Raw genomic sequence first — 20,177 nt, 5'->3', positions numbered from 1 at the left:
GCCGAGGCCCTCAGCCGAGGCCCTCAGCCGAAGCGCCTCAGCCGAGGCCCTCAGGCGAAGAGACGGAACATCGGTGAGTTCTGGTGCACGCGTTCGATCTCGATCTGTGAGGCGTCCATGCGTTCGAGCAGGTTCGGCAGGTCCTCGGCATTGCCGAGTTCGATGCCGACGAAGGCAGGGCCGGTCTCACGGTCGGAGCGTTTGACGTACTCGAACATCGCGATGTCGTCCTCAGGCCCGAGGATCTCGTTGAGGAAGCGACGCAGAGCGCCGGGCTCCTGCGGGAAGTCGACGATGAAGTAGTGCTTGAGGCCCTCGTGGACGAGTGAGCGTTCGAGGATCTCGGGGTAGCGGGAGATGTCGTTGTTGCCGCCGGAGACCAGGCACACGACCGTCGAACCCGGTTCGATGGTGATCGGCTTGGCTGTCCCTGGCGCCCCGATGGCCGCCGAGGCGATGGCACCTGAAGGCTCGGCGATGATGCCGTCGACCTGGTACATGTCGAGCATCTCCGTGGCGACGGAGCCTTCGGGGACGGGGCGGACATCGACGTTGAGTTCGGAGACGATGTCGTAGGTCAGGGCGCCTGCGCGTTTGACTGCGGTGCCGTCGGCGAAGGGGTCGATATTCTCCAAGGTCACCGGCCGTCCGGCCTTGAGGGCCGCGATCATTGAGGCGGCTCCTGCGGGTTCGGCGCCGATGACGGTGGTGTTGGGAAGGTGCTCGGCCGCGTAGGCGGCGATGCCGGAGATCACTCCGCCGCCGCCGACGGGCACGATGATGTAGTCGGGGGCGGCCTCAAGCTGGGCGGCGATCTCCACGGCCACCGTTCCCTGGCCGGCGATGGTGCGCAGGTCATCGAAGGCGGAGACGAGGAGGGCGTCATTGCGTTCGGCGTACCGATGGGCCAGTGCCGATGCATCGTCATAGGTGGAGCCGGAGATCTCGATGGTCACCCGGTCGCCGCCGAAGTGGCGCACGCGTTCGATCTTCTGCCTCGGCGTGGTCTTGGGGACGAAGATGGTGCCCTGGATGCCTAGTTCCTTGCACGCGCGGGCGAAGCCCTGGGCGTGGTTGCCCGCCGATGCGCACACGACTCCGCGGGCACGCTCGGTCTCATCAAGCTGGAGCATGAAGTTGAAGGCGCCCCGGATCTTGTACGAGCGCACCATCTGCAGGTCCTCACGCTTGAGGTAGACGGTGGAACCGGTGGCGGCGGAGAGCCGCTCCGAAATCTGCAGGGGAGACTTAATCACGGAGTCGGCAATTCGCGTCGCGGCCGCTTCGACCTCGTTCGCGAGTGTTTGCTGCTGGGGTGATTCGTCTGTTTTCAACACGACACCATTGTGCTCCTTCTGTCTTGCCCTTGCGCAAGTCGTTCCGAGATAAGGACACTTGGCAGGCCGCTGACCGGTACCGGGACAGTGCTCCGCCGGTGCGCTGAAAGGAAGGAAAGTGGTGCTGAGTTGATGATTTCGGGTGCGCCCTGAACAGCGCGAAGGTCGTAACATGATTGGATGGAGACGCCCGTAATTCCTTCAAGGAGGCGACATGGCCATCAGCAGTGAGCTGGAGCAACTGTTAGCCAGCTGGATACCTCGGCAGTCGTGGTTTCCCAAGCTCGCCGCAGATTTCGGAACCGACCCCGATATCACCCCGATGTCGGTGGCTCGCGCCTTCGTCTACAAGGCCGAGGAGCTCGGCGGTTTCGCCGGCCTCGTCACCGTGATCTCTGTCGGTGACGGACCGACCCTGCGCCGGCTCAACATTCCGCTCTCACTGCGCGGAGTCGAAGACATGCACCTGCGCAAGTCGCTGATCGGTCAGATCGATGACCTGGCTCTGGGTCACGTCTACGTCTACGACGGCGCGGCAGACCCCGTGTTCGTCAACCTCATGGCCGACGCGATCACTAAGCGCAAGGTCTTCGACGGCGGCCAGCTGAGCACCGAATCCCTGCGACACAGCCAGGAGAAGGCAGAGACACGGGACGCTCTGCCCGCCCATTCGCCATCGGCGCAGATTGCTGCGTCCCAATCAGCGACTGCCTATAACGGTTCCCCCGCCGAGGTGGTTCCACCGAAGCCATCGAAGGCTGCCCTGGTCACCGATACCCGTGAAGAGCTGCCCGTCGACATCCGACCCATCGAGGTCTCCGATGCAGGTGCCTCCAAGTCAACGGTCATCATCCACGACGAGTACGAGCCGATGGAGCTCAGTTTCTTCCGTGTGCTGGAGAACGGGATGCCGTCATCGCTGACGATTCCCGTCCTGCTCACCGAGGCGGGCTCCCGCAGTGTCCCCGAGGTCATCGGCTGGGGCTCGGGCCGGTGGTACGACATGTTCGAAGTCACCGAGATGGAAGCTCCGATGGCCCTGCTGTCCCACGTCGACGTCGACGCCGAACCTGCTTGGCGCGAAGCCGTGGACATCGTGTGCGCCGTCGACTCGGGGTCGATCGGTGCCTACAATGCTCAGGCCGCGGAGATGGGTCGCCGCATCGGTGAGCTCCACTCCGACATGGCCGCCGAATTCGGCATCGTCGAAGGCCGTGGAGAGCCGACGAAGCAGTTGGCCAAGAAGTGGATCGAGCGCATCGACTGGGCGTTGGGTCGTGCCCCTCTGGCCCTGGACTCCCTGGTGCCCGAGCTGCGTGCCCACCGTGCGAAGCTGCAATCACTTGAGACGGTCGGTGTGCTGCAGAAGATCCACGGTGAGCTGACACTGGATCACGTGGTGAGTTCCGGGACCGACGGCTATTCGGTCGTGAAGTTCACGGACTCAACGAACTCCGACCCCAAGCCGGTGGCACTGGACCTCGTGGCCCTGCTGCGCAGTATTGACTATGCCGCTGGGTTTGCTCGCCTGCAGCGGACCGGCGAGCTCGAATCCGAAGACGGCGGACTCGTCGTCAACGGCTTCGGCAATGACGCGTCCGCGCTGCGGACCATCTACGACTCTCCGGAGTTCCTGTGGGCCTCGCAGGTGCAGAACTCGCTGCTGAGCGGGTACTCCCGTGCCCGGGGTGAGACCCTGGGACTCGGCGATCCGGTTCTGCGCGCGGCCCTCATCGACAGGCTCCTTGTGGAGGTCGTCACCGAGCTGCGCAACCGACCCAATTGGCTCTCGGTTCCGCTGTCGACCCTGACCCTCGTGCTTAAGGGCAAGCCGGCCCGTTCCGGTGATACCCCCGCCGAGGCTGAGGTCAATGTTCCCGCGACCGCTGCAGCTGCTTCAGGCAAGGTGGATGAGTCGGCCGACGCTTCGGCCGAGGCTGTTTCGCCAGCTGCGCCCGTCCCTGCGGCTGCCGCCGACGTTTCGGCCGACGTTGCTTCCGACGTCTCGGTTGCCGCCGATGATTCGGCTGAGCCCGACTCCGACACCACAGCAGAGGTTGAGGCTGAGGATTCTGACACGAAGGAAGCAGAGAAGCCTGCTGTCGTGGTCGAAGCCGACGAGGCTCTCGCCGACGCCGAGACCACATCGGATGCCGACACCACCTCGGAGGTGGACGAAGCAGAGCCCGCCGAGCCTCAGCCACGCCCTGCAGTCCAGCAGAAGCCGGCAGCGCCCTCGATCGGTGCTTCCAGGCAGAGCAAGATTCGCCGTCAGAGCCCCTCTGAACTGGCTGACTCGGCCGAAGAGGAGTTCGAGGACGAAGAAGACGAATTCGTCGTCTCACCCGTGCCTGCGACCTTCGCTGCACGCGGTGCCGCCGCGGAAGATTCGGATTCGACAGGTCGTCACATCGTGAGTGAGGGAAAGCACGAGAAGCTGAAGCCTGAAGGTTCCGACAAGTCCGCGACCGATGTTTCAGAGCAGCTGCCGACCGATGTTTCAGAGCAGGACACCAGTACGGGGAAGCACTGACTCGAGTCCTTCGAGAATCGATTAGCAGAAGACAATCGGTTTATGAGAAACTATTGTGGCTCAGCTTCGCGCTGAGCAGGCCGTGGTTCATGGCGAACCATTGGAAGCGTGTCCGAGCGGCCGAAGGAGATGGTCTTGAAAACCATTGTGCGGCAACGTACCGTGGGTTCGAATCCCACCGCTTCCGCAAAGTGAAAGCCCCCGTTCGCATCGTGAAAACGATGGCGAGCGGGGGCTTTCCGCGTCCCTACTCTCAGATGGACTCTGGTTTGGCCTCGGCTTCGGACTTCGCCTCTGGTTCAGCCTCAGGTTCGGACATCTCGGCGTCGGCCTCGGGGTCGTCGAAGCTGCGGACTGTCCGTTTGAAGCCGCGGGTGAGCACGGCCAGATAGATGACGCCGATGGCCAACCACACCACTCCGCCGATGAGGGCGGTCTCGTGCAGGCTCACCCACAGAATGCCGGTGAGAATCGCGCCGATCGCTGGCAGCACCACGTAGTTGAACGCTGACTTGACGTCGACGACCTGCCTGGTGCGGAACGCGAAGTGAGCGATGACCGTGAGGTTGACGAAGGTGAAGGCGATGAGCGCCCCGAAGTTGATCAGCGCGGAGATGAACTCGAGGCTGAACGACATCGCCAACAGGCAGACCGCGCCGACGAGGAAGATGTTGAACATCGGGGTGTGCGTCTTCGGGTGGATGTAGCCGAAGGCCTTGCGCGGGAGCACCCCGTTGCGTCCCATCACCAGCAGCATGCGAGAGACCGAGGCATGGGAGGCCAGACCCGAGGCGACTGTGGCAGCGAAGGCCGCAGCGAGGAAGAAGCCCATGAAGACGGGCCCGCCGGTGAGGAGGCCGATCTCCGGCAGCGGATCATCGACGACGTTGAACTGCGAATTGTCGGGGAAGAGCTGCTGGGCGAAGTAGCTGGCGACGAGGAAGATGGCGCCGCCGGCGAGGACGGTCAGTAGAATCGCCTTGGGCATGAGGTTCACATGCTTGGCTTCGTTGGTGTACATCGTCACGGCGTCGAAGCCGATGAATGAGAAGCAGACGACGGTGGCGCCGGTGAGCAGCGCGGACATGTGCACGCCCTCGTGCATGAAGGGTTCGGCGCTGAAGACGATTCCGGATCCATCGCCGTTGGTCAGGTTGACGACGGCGACGATGCAGAAGAGCGTCACCATGGTGACGGCGAAGACCAGGAGAACGCCGTTGAGGTTGGCTGTTCCGCGCATGGAGACGGCAACAATGGCGGTCATGATCACGGTGTAGAGGACCACCCACACCCATGGCGGAGCGTCGGGGACCAGGGACTCCATATACAGGCGGGCGATGAGGCAGTTGACCATCGGCAGCAACAGGTAGTCCATGAGTGAGGTCCAGCCGACCAAGAACCCGAGGCCGGGACTCATGGTCTCACGCGTGTACGTATAGGCCGAGCCTGCAGTGGGGAAGACCTTGACCATCTTGCCGTAGCTGAAGGCCGTGAACACCATGACGATGAGAGCGATGAGATAGGCGGACGGCACCGCCCCGCTGGTTTCATCCGACACTATTCCGAACGTATCGAAGACCACCGTCGGCGTCATATATCCAAGGCCGAGCCCGACGATGGACCACAGTCCGAGGTTGCGTTTCAGTGAGCCAGACGCGGCCATTATCAATCCTCCACGATGAGTATTGCCGGATGTTTCTGCGACCGCGTTCGGCTCTGTCTGAGCACAGGAGCCGAAGTGATCTGCGCCATAGATGCTATCCCTTGTGCAACCGAAAACGCAATCATTCTCACGAAACGAAACGATAACTTCACCTGCATCGCGACGTTCGCAACGAATCCAGTAGCCAAGGTTGCTGATTTCCAGTCGACACTTCACGCACGGCTTCGTGTCCATTCCGACGCCGAAGTGGTGCTGGCCCACCATTCCTCCCTGTCCCGCCTATCGAACGACTTTTCAGCAATTGCGCAAAGAGAGTAGGTTGATCAGCATTGGCAATGATGCTCGACGAAGAGAGGCAACGGCGAACAATGGCGATCGAATCACTCAGCTCCGCACAGTCGAAGGCGTGGAAGGACAGAGTCCTGCCCGACGTGGAGAACGTTGCCGAAGGCGTCTGGGCGATTCCCGTCCCGATCCCGAACAATCCGCTCGTCTACACCTACTGCTACGCCATCGCCGACGGCTCCGGGTTGATCCTCATCGATCCCGGTTGGGACGGCAAGGACCAATACCTGGCGCTCACCTCGGCGCTGGGATCCCTGGGATTCACCGTCGCAAACGTCCACGGGATCGCAATCACCCACTATCACCGCGACCACATCGGGCTGGTTCCGGCGCTGCTGCACAAGAACCCCGACATGTGGGTCGCCATGCACGGCGAGGACCTGCGCTCGATCAAGAAGTTCTTCTCCAAGAGCGTGGACCTGGGCACCGGCGTCGACCCGAGCATCAATATTGCCCGCGCTTACGGAGTGCCCGAGGACCGCTGGGACGAGGTCGAAAGTCTCCAGGTCGGCGGCAAGAAGGGCAAGGGTGAGGCCGGATCGAAGAATGACTTCGCACTGCTGATGAGCAATATGCCCGACACCGTGAACATCCTCGAAGACGGCTCCGAACTGCCGCTGGAGTCCGGATCGCTGCGGGCGCTGTGGACCCCGGGCCACACCTACGGGCATTCGGTGTTCGTTCGCGACGAGGGCCAGCTGCTGTTCTCCGGTGACCATGTGCTCCCGACGATCACCCCGAACATCGGACTCGACAGCGGTGCGATCACGCACAGCCTCGGCGACTATCTCGGTTCCCTGGACAAGATCGGACAGCTCGACGCCGAGGTGGCGGTCCTGCCCGCACACGGCTTCCGCTTCCAGGGCCTCCACGATCGCCGACGCGAACTCGTCGAGCACCATCAGCAGCGTCTGGACGAGATCACAGAACGCATGGACGCCACCGACGATCACAGCGTCTACTCGATCGCCCAGGGCCTGCACTGGTCGCGTGGATTCGACTCCCTGCACAACTTCAACCTGTTCGCCGCCCTGGCCGAAACTGCCGCTCACATGCACTATCTGGACATCGACGTCGGAGTGGGGCCGCTCGTCCCACAGTCGTGAGACGAACTGGCCCGCGCGAGAAAAGGAATCGACAATGAGCACCGAATACGTCCCCGCAGCCGAGGTCAGGCCCGAGACCTTCACGGTCCGAGCCTCCGACCACCTCCGGCGTGGCACCCAGCGTGGGCGAGAGCTGCGCACTGGCATCGAGTCCGCGATCGCCGGCTACCGGCGCTACTTCGATTTTCTGTCCATCGCCGAGGCGGATGTCCGTGCCGCGGCTGCCTCGAGCCTCGCACGTCTCCGGGCCTGGTCCCCGGAAGCCGCCGAGGAGGTGGCAGCCGTGGCACAGGGTGCGGAGATCCCGGTTGAGGAACTCATGGAGGTCATCGCCCGCACAGAGATCATGACCCTGGCGCCGGCCTCGGCGACGGAGTGTTCGACCGTGAGCTTCACCCGCCCCGGAAGCTCGCTGGCCGCGCAGAACTGGGATTGGGCCGCCGACTTCTCGACACTGTGGCACATCAACGATGTGGGTGCCGTGCCCGGGCAGCTGCGCCACGTGGGCATCGCCGAATACGGGATGCCAGGCAAGATCGGACTCAACGAGGCCGGTGTCGGCGTCCTGCTCAACATCCTCAAGCACGAGGGCGACGGTCCCGGGGGAGTGCCCATCCACATGATCCTCGATCGAGTCCTGTCAACGGCGAGCACTCTTGCCGAGGCGCTCGAGATCATCCACTCGGCACCCACTACATCATCGTCGATCATCACGGTGGTCACCGCCGACGAGGTGGTCCAGGTCGAGATCGCCAACGCCCAGAAGCGTGAGCGTCGAGCCGGGGCCTCGAGCCCAACCCCGAGTGCGACTCCGGGCGTTGACGCCGGTGCAGGATTCCTGCTGCACACGAACCACTTCCTGCACCCCGAGCTCATCCCAGGCAGCCTCGAACTCAATGCGACCTCGACCTCGCGGGCACGTCACGCTCACCTCGAGCAGCGACTCGAGGACTACTCCAGGCAAGAGAGAGCATCCGATGGCCCCGGGTCGGCAGCCGATCTCATCGACATTCTGACCACCGGTCCGGGCGAGGCGCCGGTGTCCTGCACCCCGGATCCAGGTGCCGCGTACGGAGACCGCTCGGCGACCCTGGTCACCGTGCAGATCGACCCGAAGCGCAAGCAGATCGACCTGGCTCCGGGTTCACCGGCGGACGGGATGCAGGGCAACCGTCGCTATCAGCTCTGAGGTGTAAGCGTCAGGGTCTGTCCGACTCGGCGTCGTCTGACTGAGCGCCCTCGGCGGCCGCTTCGCTCGCGGCTTCCTCTTCGCGCATCGTAGTGATCGTGTCGAGACCCGAGGCGATCGAGTTCGCATCCTCGAGCGCAGTCTGCGCCAAGCGCCACGGCACCATGTCGAGGTTCTGGTCGCCGACGCGGAAACGGACGAATGGCTGCCTGCTGCGGGGGTCATCGGCCTCGAGATCGGCACCGTAGCGCCACTGTCCGAAGCCGATGCGCCGAATCGTCTCACCGATGAAGCGCATGGCCCCGGCGACGAACTCGGTCTCGCCCTCGGTCATCATCTCGTCACGCGAGTCGTAGCGGGCCTTGAGCTGCTTGCCCAACCGCACCAGTGCCTCGCGCCCGAACTCCCACGAGGACGGATCGGCCTGCTCCTGGGTCCAGGCGGCGATGCCCGGTTCCACCGTGCCGATGAAGCGGGAGAGGAACTCGACCTCTTCCTCGCTGGAGTTCTCGGCCGTGAGCATCCCCATCGCCAGACCGGTGCAGCTGCGCTTCGGCTCACCGTCACCACCGAGGTTCTCGCGAGCCTTGCTCAGGACGGCCGTGAACACCTCAGCAGTGCGGGCGTCAACCGCGGCGAGGATGATCGCCAAGATCGGAATGGGCTCGCCCTTCAGCGGCCCTTCCTCGGTATCCGGACGAATGAACGGCATCCCGTTCCCGGTCTCTTCGTCATGGTCCCAGGCTCCACCGACCGCACGGAGATAGGTCTCGCCGAGGTAGCGGATGAGGCCCTCGACGAACCTGCGATTCTCCGGGTCGAGCACCTCGTCGGGAGAGTGGAAACGAGAGAGGACGAAGAGTTCGAGCATCGGCAGAGACTTGGGACCGAAGTCCTTGGGGAACTTCACCGTCTCCCCGTCTTCCTTGTCGAAGGTCTCGGGCAGGTCGGCGAGGACGAACGCGCCGAGGCGGACATCCATGTTGTTGATGAAGGCGTAATATTCGCGCTGTAGTTCATTCACGCCAACCACCTTAATGCCTAGCGGTCGGTCCTGGGACTGACTATAGGTCCAGGAAGTCGGGAGTCCGGACTGCCGGGAGTCCGGGCCGTTCAGGGCTTCTGCGAGAAGTCGAGCAGTCGGCTGAGGATGCGCACCATCTGCGTCGAATCGATCTCGACGACCTCTCGCAGATCCTTCCCTGCGGCCGCGCGCAGAGAGGATTGCGTGTGGACGGCGGTGAGCGCCTCGATGAGGTCCTTGAGCGGAATCGTCGAGGCGGCTTTCGCGAAGCCGATGGCGTTCTCGATCAGCGACTGGATCCGCTGGACCTGGAACGAGCTCAGCTCCGCGTATCTGGGGTAGAGCTCAGGTGTGCGCAGGCAGTACAGCTGGATCTCCTGTTCAGCGATCACCTCGGCGGCGGTGGACTTCTTCTGACTGAAGGTGTCGTCGATGAACTCCGTGAGGAAGTCTTCGATGTCCTCGGGCCGACTGGAGTTGAGGCGGTCGCGCCACCGTTCGATGGCGGCATCGAGCATGTCGAGGTCGCGAGAGGTGTGCTGTTCGATCGTGGCCAGAACCAGATCGTCGCGGCTGGAGAAGTTCGAGTAGAACGCGCCGCGAGTGAACCCCGCGGCCTCGCAGATCTCCTCGATCGAAGCCCCATCGATGCCTTTGTGTGCGAAGACGGACATGCCCGCCTCCACCAAGGTGGATCGGGTGTGGCGTCTGCGGGCGCTGAGTTTGCCTGTATTCATCGAACATTTCATCGTCGGGGTGGTCGCGGTGCTGGTGCGGCGGTGCTGCTGTCGCGCGGGCTGTGCTGTGTCGGCCCGTGCGCATCATAGTCGGCCTGGGCATCCGATGAGAATCTTCACGAAACTCGTGATGCATTTGCGCTGAGGGCACTGAGTCAACAACAATACAATACTGTATCCAATACACTTTTGTATCGAGGTCTTCGTGTCAACATTCCTGTACGCTCTGGGTCGTCGTGCCTACCGCGCTCCTTTCCGTTACATCGCTCTGTGGTTCGTGATCTTCGGACTCGTCGGTGCCGGTGTCGCGGCCTTCGCGAAGGACTTCGACAACGACTTCACCCTTCCAGGGTCCGAAGCCCAGGTTGCACTCGATTCGATGGAGACGACCTTCCCCGAAGCCTCAGGAGTGGGCGCCTCCGTCATCGTCGTCGCCGCCGACGGCGACGCGGTCACGGACTCCACGTACAAGGATGAGATCGAGAAGGAAGTCGATCGGCTCGAAGACCTCCCTCACGTCGACGCTGTGACCTCGCCGTTCGACAAGATGGTCAAAGGCGCAGTCAGCGAAGACGACTCCGCTGCGATGATCTCCGTCCAGTACGACGGCACCCAGCAGGAGGTCGGCGAAGCGGCCCCGGACCAGCTTCTCGACGAACTGGATCCCCTCCGCGAGGCCCTGCCCGATGGCTCCCAGGTCGAAGGCGGAGGCCAGCTCTTCCAGATCACCGGCGTGGAGATCTCCTGGGTAGAAGGCATCGGCGTCGTCATCGCCTTCATCGTCCTGCTGCTCACCCTCGGTTCCTTCCGCGCCGCTGGCATGCCGCTGATCACTGCGCTCATCGGTGTCGGCATCTCCGTTCTCCTGGTCGTGGGATCCACGGCCTTCGGCGCAGTCAACTCCTCATCGATCATGTTGGCGCTGATGTTGGGCCTGGCGGTCGGCATCGACTACGCACTGTTCATCGTCTCCAGAGCCCGGGCGCTCCTGGCCGAGGGGCATGACCCGCTCGAAGCCGCCGGGCGTGCCGTCGCCACCGCCGGATCGGCCGTCGTCTTCGCGGGTATGACCGTGATGATCGCGCTGCTGGGCCTGTCTCTGGCCGGCATCCCATTCCTCACCGTGATGGGCATCGGTGCCTCCGGTTCCGTCGTCGTCGCCGTGCTCATCTCCCTGACGATGGTTCCCGCGCTGCTGGGGCTCGTCAAGGACAAGATCACCCCCAAGCCGACGAAGCGCTACCGCCGGGCGTTCGCGAGCGCGCAGAAGAAGGCCGACGACTCCGTCTCCCGGTCGGCGATTGCCGCCGAGGCGGAGGCTGAGGCCGGTGAACCGTACCCGAAGACGATCATGAACAAGTTCTTCGCCGGCTGGCTGCACGTGGTGACGAAGATACCGCTGCTGACAGTCGTCATCATCGTCGGCGGACTCGCGTTGTTCGCAATCCCCGCCTCGAACCTCCAACTCTCCCTGCCCACTGCAGGCAGCCAGGAGGAGGGCACCCCTGCCCGCACGAGTTATGACCTCATCGACGAGCACTTCGGTCCCGGCTTCAACGGACCGCTGGTCATGACGAGTGAGATCGTGACCTCCGATGACCCCCTCGACGATGTCGAGAAGATCGAGAGCGAGATCGAAGACGTCGAAGGCGTCGACCAGGTCATCCTCGCCACCCCGAACCGGGACGCGACGACAGCCCTGTTCCAGATCATCCCGACCACCAGCTCCGAAGATCCGGCGACTCTCGACACCGTCGACCGCCTTCGTGATCTGAGCGCCGACATCGAGGACGAGGACGGCTTCGAAACAGCGGTCACCGGTGCCACGGCGATCCAGATCGACGTCTCCGATCAGCTCGGCAAGGCGCTGGTGCCCTTCGGCATCTTCGTCGTCGGCCTCTCGATCATCCTGCTCATGATGGTCTTCCGTTCGATCTGGGTGCCGATCAAGGCCACCGGCGGTTTCCTCCTGTCCGTCTTCGCCTCCTTCGGCACCGTGGTCCTCGTCTTCCACGACGGACTCTTCGCATCAGCGATGGGCATCGATTCGACCGGGCCGGTGATCAGCTTCCTGCCGATCATCGTCATGGGCATCCTGTTCGGCTTGGCCATGGACTACGAGGTGTTCCTCGTCTCCGGAATGCGCGAGGCATACGTCCACGGGTCGAGTGCCAGGGGCGCGATCAAGGCTGGCTTCGCCTCGTCTGCCCGAGTGGTCTCGGCCGCGGCGATCATCATGTTCTCCGTTTTCGCCGCCTTCGTTCCCGCGGGTGAGCCGATCATCAAGTCCATCGCGCTCGCCCTGGCTTCGGGCATCTTCGTCGATGCCTTCCTGGTGCGCATGTCCTTGGTGCCTGCCATCATGCAGATGCTCGGTGACAAGGCCTGGTGGCTGCCGAAATGGCTCGACCGCATCCTGCCCAGGCTCGACGTCGAAGGAGAGGGCCTGGCCCACGAGGTGGCTCTGCGTGACTGGCCGGAGCCCGACTCGAACTACCGGATCTATGGCCGCGGCATCGCCGTCCGCTCGGGCCGACGCGGATTCGCCCAGGTCGACATCTCGCTCTCACCGGGCCAGATCCTCGTCGCCAGCGGCCAAGCTCGCAAGGCACTTCTGCTCGCTCTCTCCGGTCGCGTCGGACTGACCGCCGGTGAGATGAAGATCGGAGACATGGTCCTGCCCGAACATGCCGGACGGGTGCGTCGTCGTGTCCCGTACTTCGACCTCGATAGGAACGGGCCGGGGACGATGCCAGGGGCGCGCGAGCTCTCACAGCTGCGCACCTCGGCGCCGGACCTGCTCATCATCAGCGAAGCAGGTGCACTGGCAGGTGAGAGCGGCCGGGACGTTCGCGATCTTCTCTTTGATCTGCAGGCCGAGGGCACGGCAATCGTGCTGGGTCTGCCCGGCGGCGACATCACGGGGATCCTGTCCCCGAACACGAACTATTTCCACCTCGACCTCGATGAGGCCAAGCCCGAGGTCGCGCGTGGAACCGACAATGACAACGGCGGCGTGCAAGCCCACGCGGCCGGTCGCAGCGAAATGGAAGGCGTGCAGTCGTGAGACTCGAACGTGCGAACTCGAAACGGCCCGTGACCTGGCTGTCCCTCTTCGGCCTGGTGCTCATTCCGATCATCGTGGCCGCTGGATTCATTCTGGCCACGTACAACAGCACCGACCGCCTCGACACGATCGAGGCCGCGATCGTCAACAACGATGACGGCGCCGAGGTGGACGGTGAGACCGTGCCGATCGGCCGGCAGCTGACCAGCGGGCTTGTGGGTGAAGAGAACAAGAACATCCATTGGGTCATCACCGATGAGGACGATGCCGAGAAGGGCATGTCGGATGGGACCTATGCTGCGACCCTGACCATTCCCGAGGGCTTCTCCCGGGCTGTGACCTCGGTCAGCGACGCTAAGTCCGCGACTCAGACGCAGCTCGACGTCGACGTCTCCGGAGTCGCTCCCGCCGCCGACACACAGATCGCGCAGTCCGTTGCCGGAGTGGCACGGACAACCTTCAATACGCAGATGACCGAGACCTACCTCGACAACATCTATGTCGGCTTCAACGACATGGGTGATCAGATGAAGGATCTCGGAGACGCCGCCGGTGAACTCGACGAGGGTGGCGAGGAACTGGCGAAGGGCACGGAGAAATCCGCGAGCGGTGCCGGTGAGCTCTCCGCCGGTATGGACAAGCTCGACTCCTCGGGATCCGAGCTGAGCAAGGGCGCCGGAGACCTGTCCAAGGGGGCTGGCGAACTGTCGAAGGGCACCTCTGAGCTCTCGGGCGGTCTCCAGGACATGAAGAAGTCGACGGCGGACCTGCCAGACAGCACGCAGAAGCTGGCCGACGGTGCCGGAGAACTCTCCGGGGGAGTCGACGAGTACACGAAGTCCATCGATGCGATCATCAAGGGCTTCGCCGGTGCCGGTGACTCCGGCTCCGGCGAAGGCGGAATCGACGATCTTCTCAAGGGCGGCAAAGATCTCGACAAGGGTGCCCAGGGAGTCTCCGAGGGTGCCGAAGGCCTGTCAACGGGTCTCGGCCAGTACCGTGACGGTCTCCAGGAAGGCGCCGACCAGGCCGATCAGCTGGCCAAGAGCGGAACCGTGACCGGTCTCGATTCGCTGGTGTCGGCGGGCATGATGACCCAGGACGAGGCTGATCAGGCACGGGCGCAGATGTGCCCTGTCGGCACACCGGATGAGGTCTGCGCCGGCATTGAGAAGGCCTACGCTCAGGGGCTGCTCAATGGCACCTCGGGCGGCCTGAACAGTGCTGTCGACGGTCTGGAGCAGAAGCAGGACGGAGAGTCGCTGCTCGGCGGCGCGGACAAACTCGCCGACGGTGCGGGTGAACTCAGCGACGGCATGAGCAAGTTCGTCAAGGGACTCGAGGACGGCCTCGGCGAACTGACCAAGGGCATGGAGGACATCTCGAAGAATGCTCCGAAGCTGCTCGAGGCCTCGAAGGGTCTGCGCGAAGGTGCCTCTGGTGTCGCCGAAGGAAACCAGAAGCTCGCCGACGGTATGCCGGAGCTCAGCAACGGAATCGCCAAGGTCGCCGATGGCTCCAGCGAACTCGACGACGGTGCCGGACAGCTCTCCGATGGACTCGGTGAGTTCTCCACCGGACTCGACCAGTACACGACCGGTGTCTCCACCGCTGCCACCGGCACCTCTGACCTGGCGGCCGGACTGGACACTCTGTCCGAGGGCACAGACAAGTATTCGCACGGTGTCGGAAAGTTTGCCGACGGGGTGAAGAAGGGCGCGGACGAGGTCCCCTCCTATTCGGCCCCGGAACGTGACAAGCTCTCCACCGTCGCCTCTCAGAACATCAAGGCGCCGGACTCCGCCGACGCGGGTGATGTGCTGCAGGGCTCGACGCTTGCGCTGCTCATCATGCTCGCCCTGTGGGTCGGCGGACTCGTCACCTACACGGTGCTCAAGCCGATCCCGGCCTCGACCCTGCTGTCGACGAAGTCCTCAGTAGCTGTCTGGCTGCGTGGATTGGTTCCCGGTGTGGTCGTGGGACTGCTGCAGGCCCTGGTGCTGTCGATCCTGGCGGTGAGCGTGCTCGACATCGATGCCGTCCAAGGCTTCGACATCGCGGTGCTGACGTTCGTCTCAGCGCTCGTGTTCATGGTGCTCAACTTCGCTCTGGTGGCGTGGTTCGGCGGCGTGGGCAGGTTCCTGTCGGTGATCGCTGTTGTCCTAGCAGTTGCCGGCCGAACGATCGGCGCGGTGCCCGGCTTCTTCGACTTCCTCGCCCCGATTCTGCCGCTGACGCCGGCGATGAACGGCTTCGCTGCGATCACCGCTGGCACCACGGGCGTGGCCGCTGCCTATGGCGGCCTGCTGGCCTGGGCGATCATCGGAGTCGTGATGTCCCTGCTCGCGATCGTGCGGGCCCGGACCACGAAGCCCGAAGCCGCCCTCGAAATGGCCGACGCTTAGGGGAGAGTCTCGCTGAGCGGGTGCCGTCGTGTGGGGAGGAAGACCCTCTCACGCACCGCGACCTGCGGAACCCTCAGATCAGGTCGAGGATCGCTGCTGCCGCGGCGTGGGAGTCGTTGAGCGTCGCGGCGTTCGTGTTGGGGTTCGCCGCGATCGCCAGCCCCCATTGGACCGAGGAGAGCTGAATGGACAGCGCGAAACGGCGGGGGTGCACAGCGCCCTCCACATCGATCGTGCGGTAGGGCCGCGAGGTGAGCGCGAGCCCGTTGAGGAACTTCTCGCGACCATCGTCCAAGGTCAGACGTGCGGGTGTGAGCTGACCTCGTTCGACCATCCCGTGCACCAGCACATCGGCTGCTCGGGACACCGCGTTCGTCGGTGAAGCCGCATCGACGACCACACTGCCGGTGATTTCGCCTGCTACCTGCGCCGAGGTGACGGTGAAGATCTGCGGCAAAGGATCCCCCGTCGCTGTTAGGGCGACCGTGGAAGCCGGTGCACTGCCCGTCTCGGTTGCAGGTGTTGCATCCCCGTCCGCAGGTGCAGAGACATCGGGACTCGCTTCGATGCGCATGTCGGGGCCGATGAACTCGACCAGGCCGGCTTCGGCCAGGGCGAGAAGCTCGGCGATGCGCTGCGGGGGAGGACCGTCGCAGATTCCGGAGACGAAGCTCTCGAACCAGCCGCAGATCTCCATGTCGATGCTGACGCGGTCGATGTGACCGGCCACGATGAGCTCTTTGAGCAGCAGACGAGACTGCCAGAGCACGGTGAACAGCGACTTCTCAGCGCTGCCCTCTGGCCCGGCCAGAGAATCGTGGAGGTCGTCGCGGAGGAAGTCGAGCATCCACTCGTGCAGGGAATTGGCCTCCCGGGGGCCTCTGCTGTCGAACTCTCGACCTTCGAGCGGATTGAGCAGCGCGTGCAGTGACATGCGGTGGGCGGGATCGGGGACGAGGCTCTCCTCGATCTCCGACCATGCGAAGGCCTCACGTGTGACACGACCCTGCCGTGCAGCCTCGGCGGCTTCGTGCTCTCGGGACTCGGCAGCGCCCGTGGATGTGGAAGTCCCGCCACCAGCACGCGTCTCGCGCGTCTCCGGGTGGGTCTCCTGCCAGGTGCGCCTGGTCAGGTGTCGGGACACCGCCTCGGCGATGGCCTCACGCAGCTGACCTGGATCACCGGCGAACGCCTCGGGACGGATCCGGGACAGGGTGCTGTAGTAGGCGAGACGAAGGTCAGCGAGGATCAGCGGCCACAGCTGGTCGTTGAAGCGTGCACCGGCTTTGCGATCGCCGTCGAGGTCGTCGAGACCGGCCAGCAGCGCAATATTCTCCCGGGTGAAGTAGCGCAGCGGCCACGGCGATCGCGGGTGGGCCTGGCAGATGGGTTTGCTGCGGTAGGGGACTCCGCGGCGGGAGCCGAGCAGCAGTCGAGGTTCCTCACCGCTGCGCACATAGCGGAGCTCGCCCGCGATGTCGGGATCTGGATCGAAACGGCCTCCACGTTCGTGCGTGAACAACGTCTGCAGGTCGAAGTAGTTCAGGCCCATGCCACGGACGATGACACGGTTGCCAGGGGCCACCTCGGCGACGGGAGCCTCGGCAGGCAGACCCTGCGGGATGTAGAGCCCACCGGAGCGCTGCGCGAAGGCCGCGAGCCTGGCTCGTTCCTCGGTCTGCGCACTGGGGATGTGGCCGACGGCGAGGACGACGGCGGGGGCGATGATGGTGGTTCCATCCTCACAGCGAACCAGCTGCGGCGGCACACTCTCGGGATCCGTGGACGTGTATCCCAGTGGTTCGACCGGCGGGAGATCGATGAGGGATTCGACCTTCGTGGGGTGCTCGACGATCTCGATGAAGTCGGGTGCCATGTCGCGGATGCGGGCGTAGGCCTCACGCAGATAGCGGCCGTAGAGGGTCCGGCTGGGGAACGTCGCGTCGACGGGATCCGTTCCGCCGATGTCGCGATACCACTGCGCCATATCGGGGCCGAATCGATCGGACTCGTCGTCGGAGGTGGGGGAGTCCGCAACAGGCTCAGAGGAGACGAAGGAACAGCTGGAATCGGGGAAGATCGTCTGCTCGGCGATCGTCGTGTTCATCAGCAGCGTCTCGGGCTGATCCGTGCGCCAGACGATGCCCGCACCCGGAGGATAGGGATCGATGAGGTGGATGACGATCGTCGGCGGGCTGCCGTCTCCAGCCCCGGCGACAGGACCAGAACCAGAATCAGCACCGTCACCGTCGGCGCTCGAGAACCGTTCGGCGGCGAGGGCGACGAGCCTCTCGAGGACCGAGAGTCCGCGCGGTCCAGCGCCGATGATCGCGACCGAGTGGGACTGCGCGTTGAGGCTCTCGGCGCCCGAGGCACTCGTGTCAGTTGAGCTGCTGGTTTCCGGCCATGGTGAAGAAGTCGTCACCCTTCATCTCCGGCTCCCGGGCCTGGATAGCCGGGGAAGTCGTCGCCGGGCTTGAAGCCCTTCGGGTAGCACTTGCCCTCGGCGTTTGGCTCGCCGGGCTTCGTGGTCTCGGTGGGCTCGCCGCCCTCTTCTTCGGCGGGCTGGTCCTCGGCAGGTGCCTCCTCCGAAGGTGTGTCCTCGGCGGTGTCCTTCTTCTCTTCGGTGGTCGGCTTGTTCGTCGGCTTCGCGGTCTCTTCACCATCGGACGCGCCCTTGACCTCGCCGAGGATCCACTTGTGGAGGACGTCGAAGTCGGGGTCGTAGGTCGGAGTGACGTCGTTGTTGATCTGCACCGTTGACACGTCGCCCTTCTGCATGGCGACAGCGAGTTCGATGAAGGCCGGGACCTCGTTCTGCGGGATCGAGGTGGCGATGTTCTGAGTCGCTGAGTTCGCGAGTTTCGGATACGCCGTCGCGAGTTCGCGGGGATCGATCTGATCGAGCGTCGTTTTGATCATGCGCTGCTGACGGCACATGCGGTCGTAGTTGTCGCTGCCTTCACGCGACCGGACGTACCAGAGTGCGTCCTTGCCCTTGAGCGTCTGCGGACCCGGGTCGACCCAGCCGTAGATCTCGTTGGCGACTCCGGACATCGACTTGCCGCCGCCCATCGGGATGGGACGTTCAACGTCGATCTTCACACCGCCGATGGCATCGACGACGTCTTCGAATCCGGCCATGTCGACCGCAGCCCAGTAGTCGAGGTTGAGGCCCAGCGAGCCCTCGACAGCCTGCATCGTCGTGAACATGCCCGGCTCCAGGCCATGGGTGTCGCCGATGGTGTCCTTGTTCTCCTCGCCCCACTGCCAAACGGAGTTGATGAGGTCGACGGAGGCTTGGCCCGTGGGCCGGAACCCGTCGGGCCAAGTCTCTTCCAGTTCGCTGCCTTCGGGGAAGATCGGGAACGCGAGGTTACGCGGCACCGAGATCAGGGCGGTGTTGCCCGTCTTCGTGTCGATGGAGGCGACGAGCATGGTGTCGGGCCGTGTGCCCTCACGGTCATCGCCGTTGTCGCGGCCCATGAGAAAGACGTTGATGTAGGGCTTGTCGGCCCACAGGTCTTCGGCGCTCTTGGAGTGCCCTGTGCTGTCGCCGAACAGGCTCGAGACCGTGTCGCCCTGGACTCGGGAATAGACCGAGCCGACGCCGAAGGGAATGCCGACGATGAGCGCCAAGGAGACGACGAGTACACCGGCCAATTTGTTCTGCCACGAGGCATAGCGGTGCCCTTTGCGCAGCCCGAAGTGGGAGATCACGATCACGAGGATCCAGATCACGCCGATGACGGCGAGGACGATTGCGAGGAAGGTCAACATCGTCGGGCTGGAGACGACAGTGCCGAACGCGCGGATCGGTCCCTTGATGAGGACGTAGAGGAGAGCGATGAGGAAGGTGAGGACGAATCCGCCGAGCAGGATGATGCCCAGGGGCCGGAAACGAGTACGCAGCAGCCCGATGCCGGGGAGCAGCGTGCTCAGTGAGGTCCAGCCGACAAGGCTGGGGAAGGCTTCTCCGACTCGTGAGGAGTGACGACGTGCGCGCGAAGTTTCGTCCGTGGCTGCAGCCTCAACCGCTCGGCGGTCCCTGCGTCTCTGAGGTGCGCCCGTTTCGTGGCTGGAGTCATATGCTGATTCCCTCGCCGAGGTGGGGCGATTGTTCCGTGTGCCGGTGGGCCTGCCAGCCCCGGCCGTGGGGGTCGATGGTGAGCCGGAGGACTGCTCCTGCGTGGAGGAGCTGTGGTCTCGGGCATTGTCGTCGTGTGCGCGGGCGGCCGATGCCACACCTGCTGCAGAGGCGCTGCTGGCCCCGGCGGCGCGAAGCATCCGTGCTTCGCGGCGGGTGCGTGGTGCTACCGGTCGAGGCGTCGGTGCCTTCGACTGGTTCTGCTGAGAATTCGACTGGTTCTGTGCTGAGGACGTGTTCTGAGACTGTGCGGGCGTCCGGGGTGGCTGCGACTGAGCTCGCGACTGTGACTGCGACGGCGTCTGTGGCTGCGAGGTCGGGCGGAGCGAATTGGAACCATCGTCGCTGGCTGTGGCATCACCGCGGAATCGAGGACGAGAAGAAGCGCGGAGCCGATGACCAGCTGGGCGTGAATTGGGGTCGTTCCCATTCGGCCCGTGCTTGTCAGGGGGAATCTCTGGCAAGTTCTTAACTCCTCAAAAATTACGTCTCGTGCTGTATGCGTTGCTCACGAGGCTGGCCATCGGCGCGCATCGTGAACGATGTCAGCGCAGGGGGCACCTCCGTAGCATCGTTCCCGAACCCGTCAGAGAGCAAACCGCAGAGCACTTCAGGACGATTTTA

11 protein-coding genes and 1 tRNA gene are annotated in these 20,177 nt (G+C 64.0%); 6 read left to right on the top strand and 6 right to left on the bottom strand.

What is annotated here, in order from left to right; all coding sequences use genetic code 11:
• Positions 1–50: 50 nt before the first annotated feature.
• Positions 51–1,337, bottom strand: a complete 1,287-nt coding sequence (ilvA, locus tag LQ788_RS17350) for a threonine ammonia-lyase IlvA (RefSeq protein WP_069600956.1) — start codon at positions 1,335–1,337, stop codon at positions 51–53.
• 214 nt (positions 1,338–1,551) lie between these two features.
• Here ilvA and LQ788_RS17345 point away from each other — a divergent pair, with 214 nt between their 5' ends.
• Both LQ788_RS17345 and LQ788_RS17340 read left to right on the top strand, forming a co-directional pair.
• Positions 1,552–3,870: a maltokinase N-terminal cap-like domain-containing protein gene (locus LQ788_RS17345; RefSeq protein ID WP_231443135.1), complete on the top strand. Its 2,319-nt coding sequence runs from the start codon at positions 1,552–1,554 to the stop codon at positions 3,868–3,870.
• Positions 3,871–3,972: 102 nt separating this feature from the next.
• Positions 3,973–4,057: transfer RNA gene (locus LQ788_RS17340), tRNA-Ser, on the top strand.
• A 66-nt stretch (positions 4,058–4,123) separates the two neighbouring features.
• Here LQ788_RS17340 and LQ788_RS17335 read toward each other — a convergent pair.
• A complete protein-coding gene (locus tag LQ788_RS17335) occupies positions 4,124–5,533 on the bottom strand; it encodes an APC family permease (protein WP_231443134.1) in 1,410 nt (469 codons plus the stop codon).
• Positions 5,534–5,901: 368 nt separating this feature from the next.
• Between LQ788_RS17335 and LQ788_RS17330 the strand changes: the two genes are divergently transcribed.
• Both LQ788_RS17330 and LQ788_RS17325 read left to right on the top strand, forming a co-directional pair.
• Complete coding sequence (locus LQ788_RS17330; RefSeq protein ID WP_231443132.1) at positions 5,902–6,984, top strand: MBL fold metallo-hydrolase; 1,083 nt, start codon at positions 5,902–5,904, stop codon at positions 6,982–6,984.
• A 34-nt stretch (positions 6,985–7,018) separates the two neighbouring features.
• Positions 7,019–8,173: a C45 family autoproteolytic acyltransferase/hydolase gene (locus LQ788_RS17325; protein WP_231443130.1), complete on the top strand. Its 1,155-nt coding sequence runs from the start codon at positions 7,019–7,021 to the stop codon at positions 8,171–8,173.
• Between the two features lie 10 nt (positions 8,174–8,183).
• Here LQ788_RS17325 and LQ788_RS17320 read toward each other — a convergent pair whose 3' ends face one another.
• Both LQ788_RS17320 and LQ788_RS17315 read right to left on the bottom strand, forming a co-directional pair.
• On the bottom strand, positions 8,184–9,197 hold the full coding sequence (locus tag LQ788_RS17320; RefSeq protein ID WP_231443128.1) for a hypothetical protein: 1,014 nt from the start codon (positions 9,195–9,197) through the stop codon (positions 8,184–8,186).
• Between the two features lie 89 nt (positions 9,198–9,286).
• The gene (locus tag LQ788_RS17315) at positions 9,287–9,934 is read right to left on the bottom strand and encodes a TetR/AcrR family transcriptional regulator (RefSeq protein ID WP_231443125.1); all 648 of its coding nucleotides are present in this window, start codon (positions 9,932–9,934) and stop codon (positions 9,287–9,289) included.
• 205 nt (positions 9,935–10,139) lie between these two features.
• Between LQ788_RS17315 and LQ788_RS17310 the strand changes: the two genes are divergently transcribed.
• Both LQ788_RS17310 and LQ788_RS17305 read left to right on the top strand, forming a co-directional pair.
• Positions 10,140–13,001 (top strand): MMPL family transporter, encoded by a 2,862-nt coding sequence (locus LQ788_RS17310; RefSeq protein ID WP_231443123.1) that lies wholly within the window; start codon positions 10,140–10,142, stop codon positions 12,999–13,001.
• Positions 12,998–15,406: a YhgE/Pip domain-containing protein gene (locus LQ788_RS17305; RefSeq protein ID WP_231443121.1), complete on the top strand. Its 2,409-nt coding sequence runs from the start codon at positions 12,998–13,000 to the stop codon at positions 15,404–15,406. The genes LQ788_RS17310 and LQ788_RS17305 overlap by 4 nt, the downstream gene beginning before the upstream one ends.
• A 73-nt stretch (positions 15,407–15,479) precedes the next feature.
• On the opposite strand, the gene LQ788_RS17300 is transcribed toward LQ788_RS17305, so the two are convergent.
• Both LQ788_RS17300 and LQ788_RS17295 read right to left on the bottom strand, forming a co-directional pair.
• A complete protein-coding gene (locus LQ788_RS17300) occupies positions 15,480–17,831 on the bottom strand; it encodes an FAD/NAD(P)-binding protein (RefSeq protein WP_231443119.1) in 2,352 nt (783 codons plus the stop codon).
• Positions 17,828–19,693: an LCP family protein gene (locus LQ788_RS17295; protein WP_231443117.1), complete on the bottom strand. Its 1,866-nt coding sequence runs from the start codon at positions 19,691–19,693 to the stop codon at positions 17,828–17,830. The genes LQ788_RS17300 and LQ788_RS17295 overlap by 4 nt, the downstream gene beginning before the upstream one ends.
• Positions 19,694–20,177 lie beyond the last annotated feature (484 nt).

This window comes from Brevibacterium zhoupengii, assembly GCF_021117425.1.
Taxonomy (GTDB): domain Bacteria; phylum Actinomycetota; class Actinomycetes; order Actinomycetales; family Brevibacteriaceae; genus Brevibacterium; species Brevibacterium zhoupengii.
Note: the sequence above shows the minus strand (reverse complement) of the source record. Positions and strands in the feature narration are given on the sequence as shown.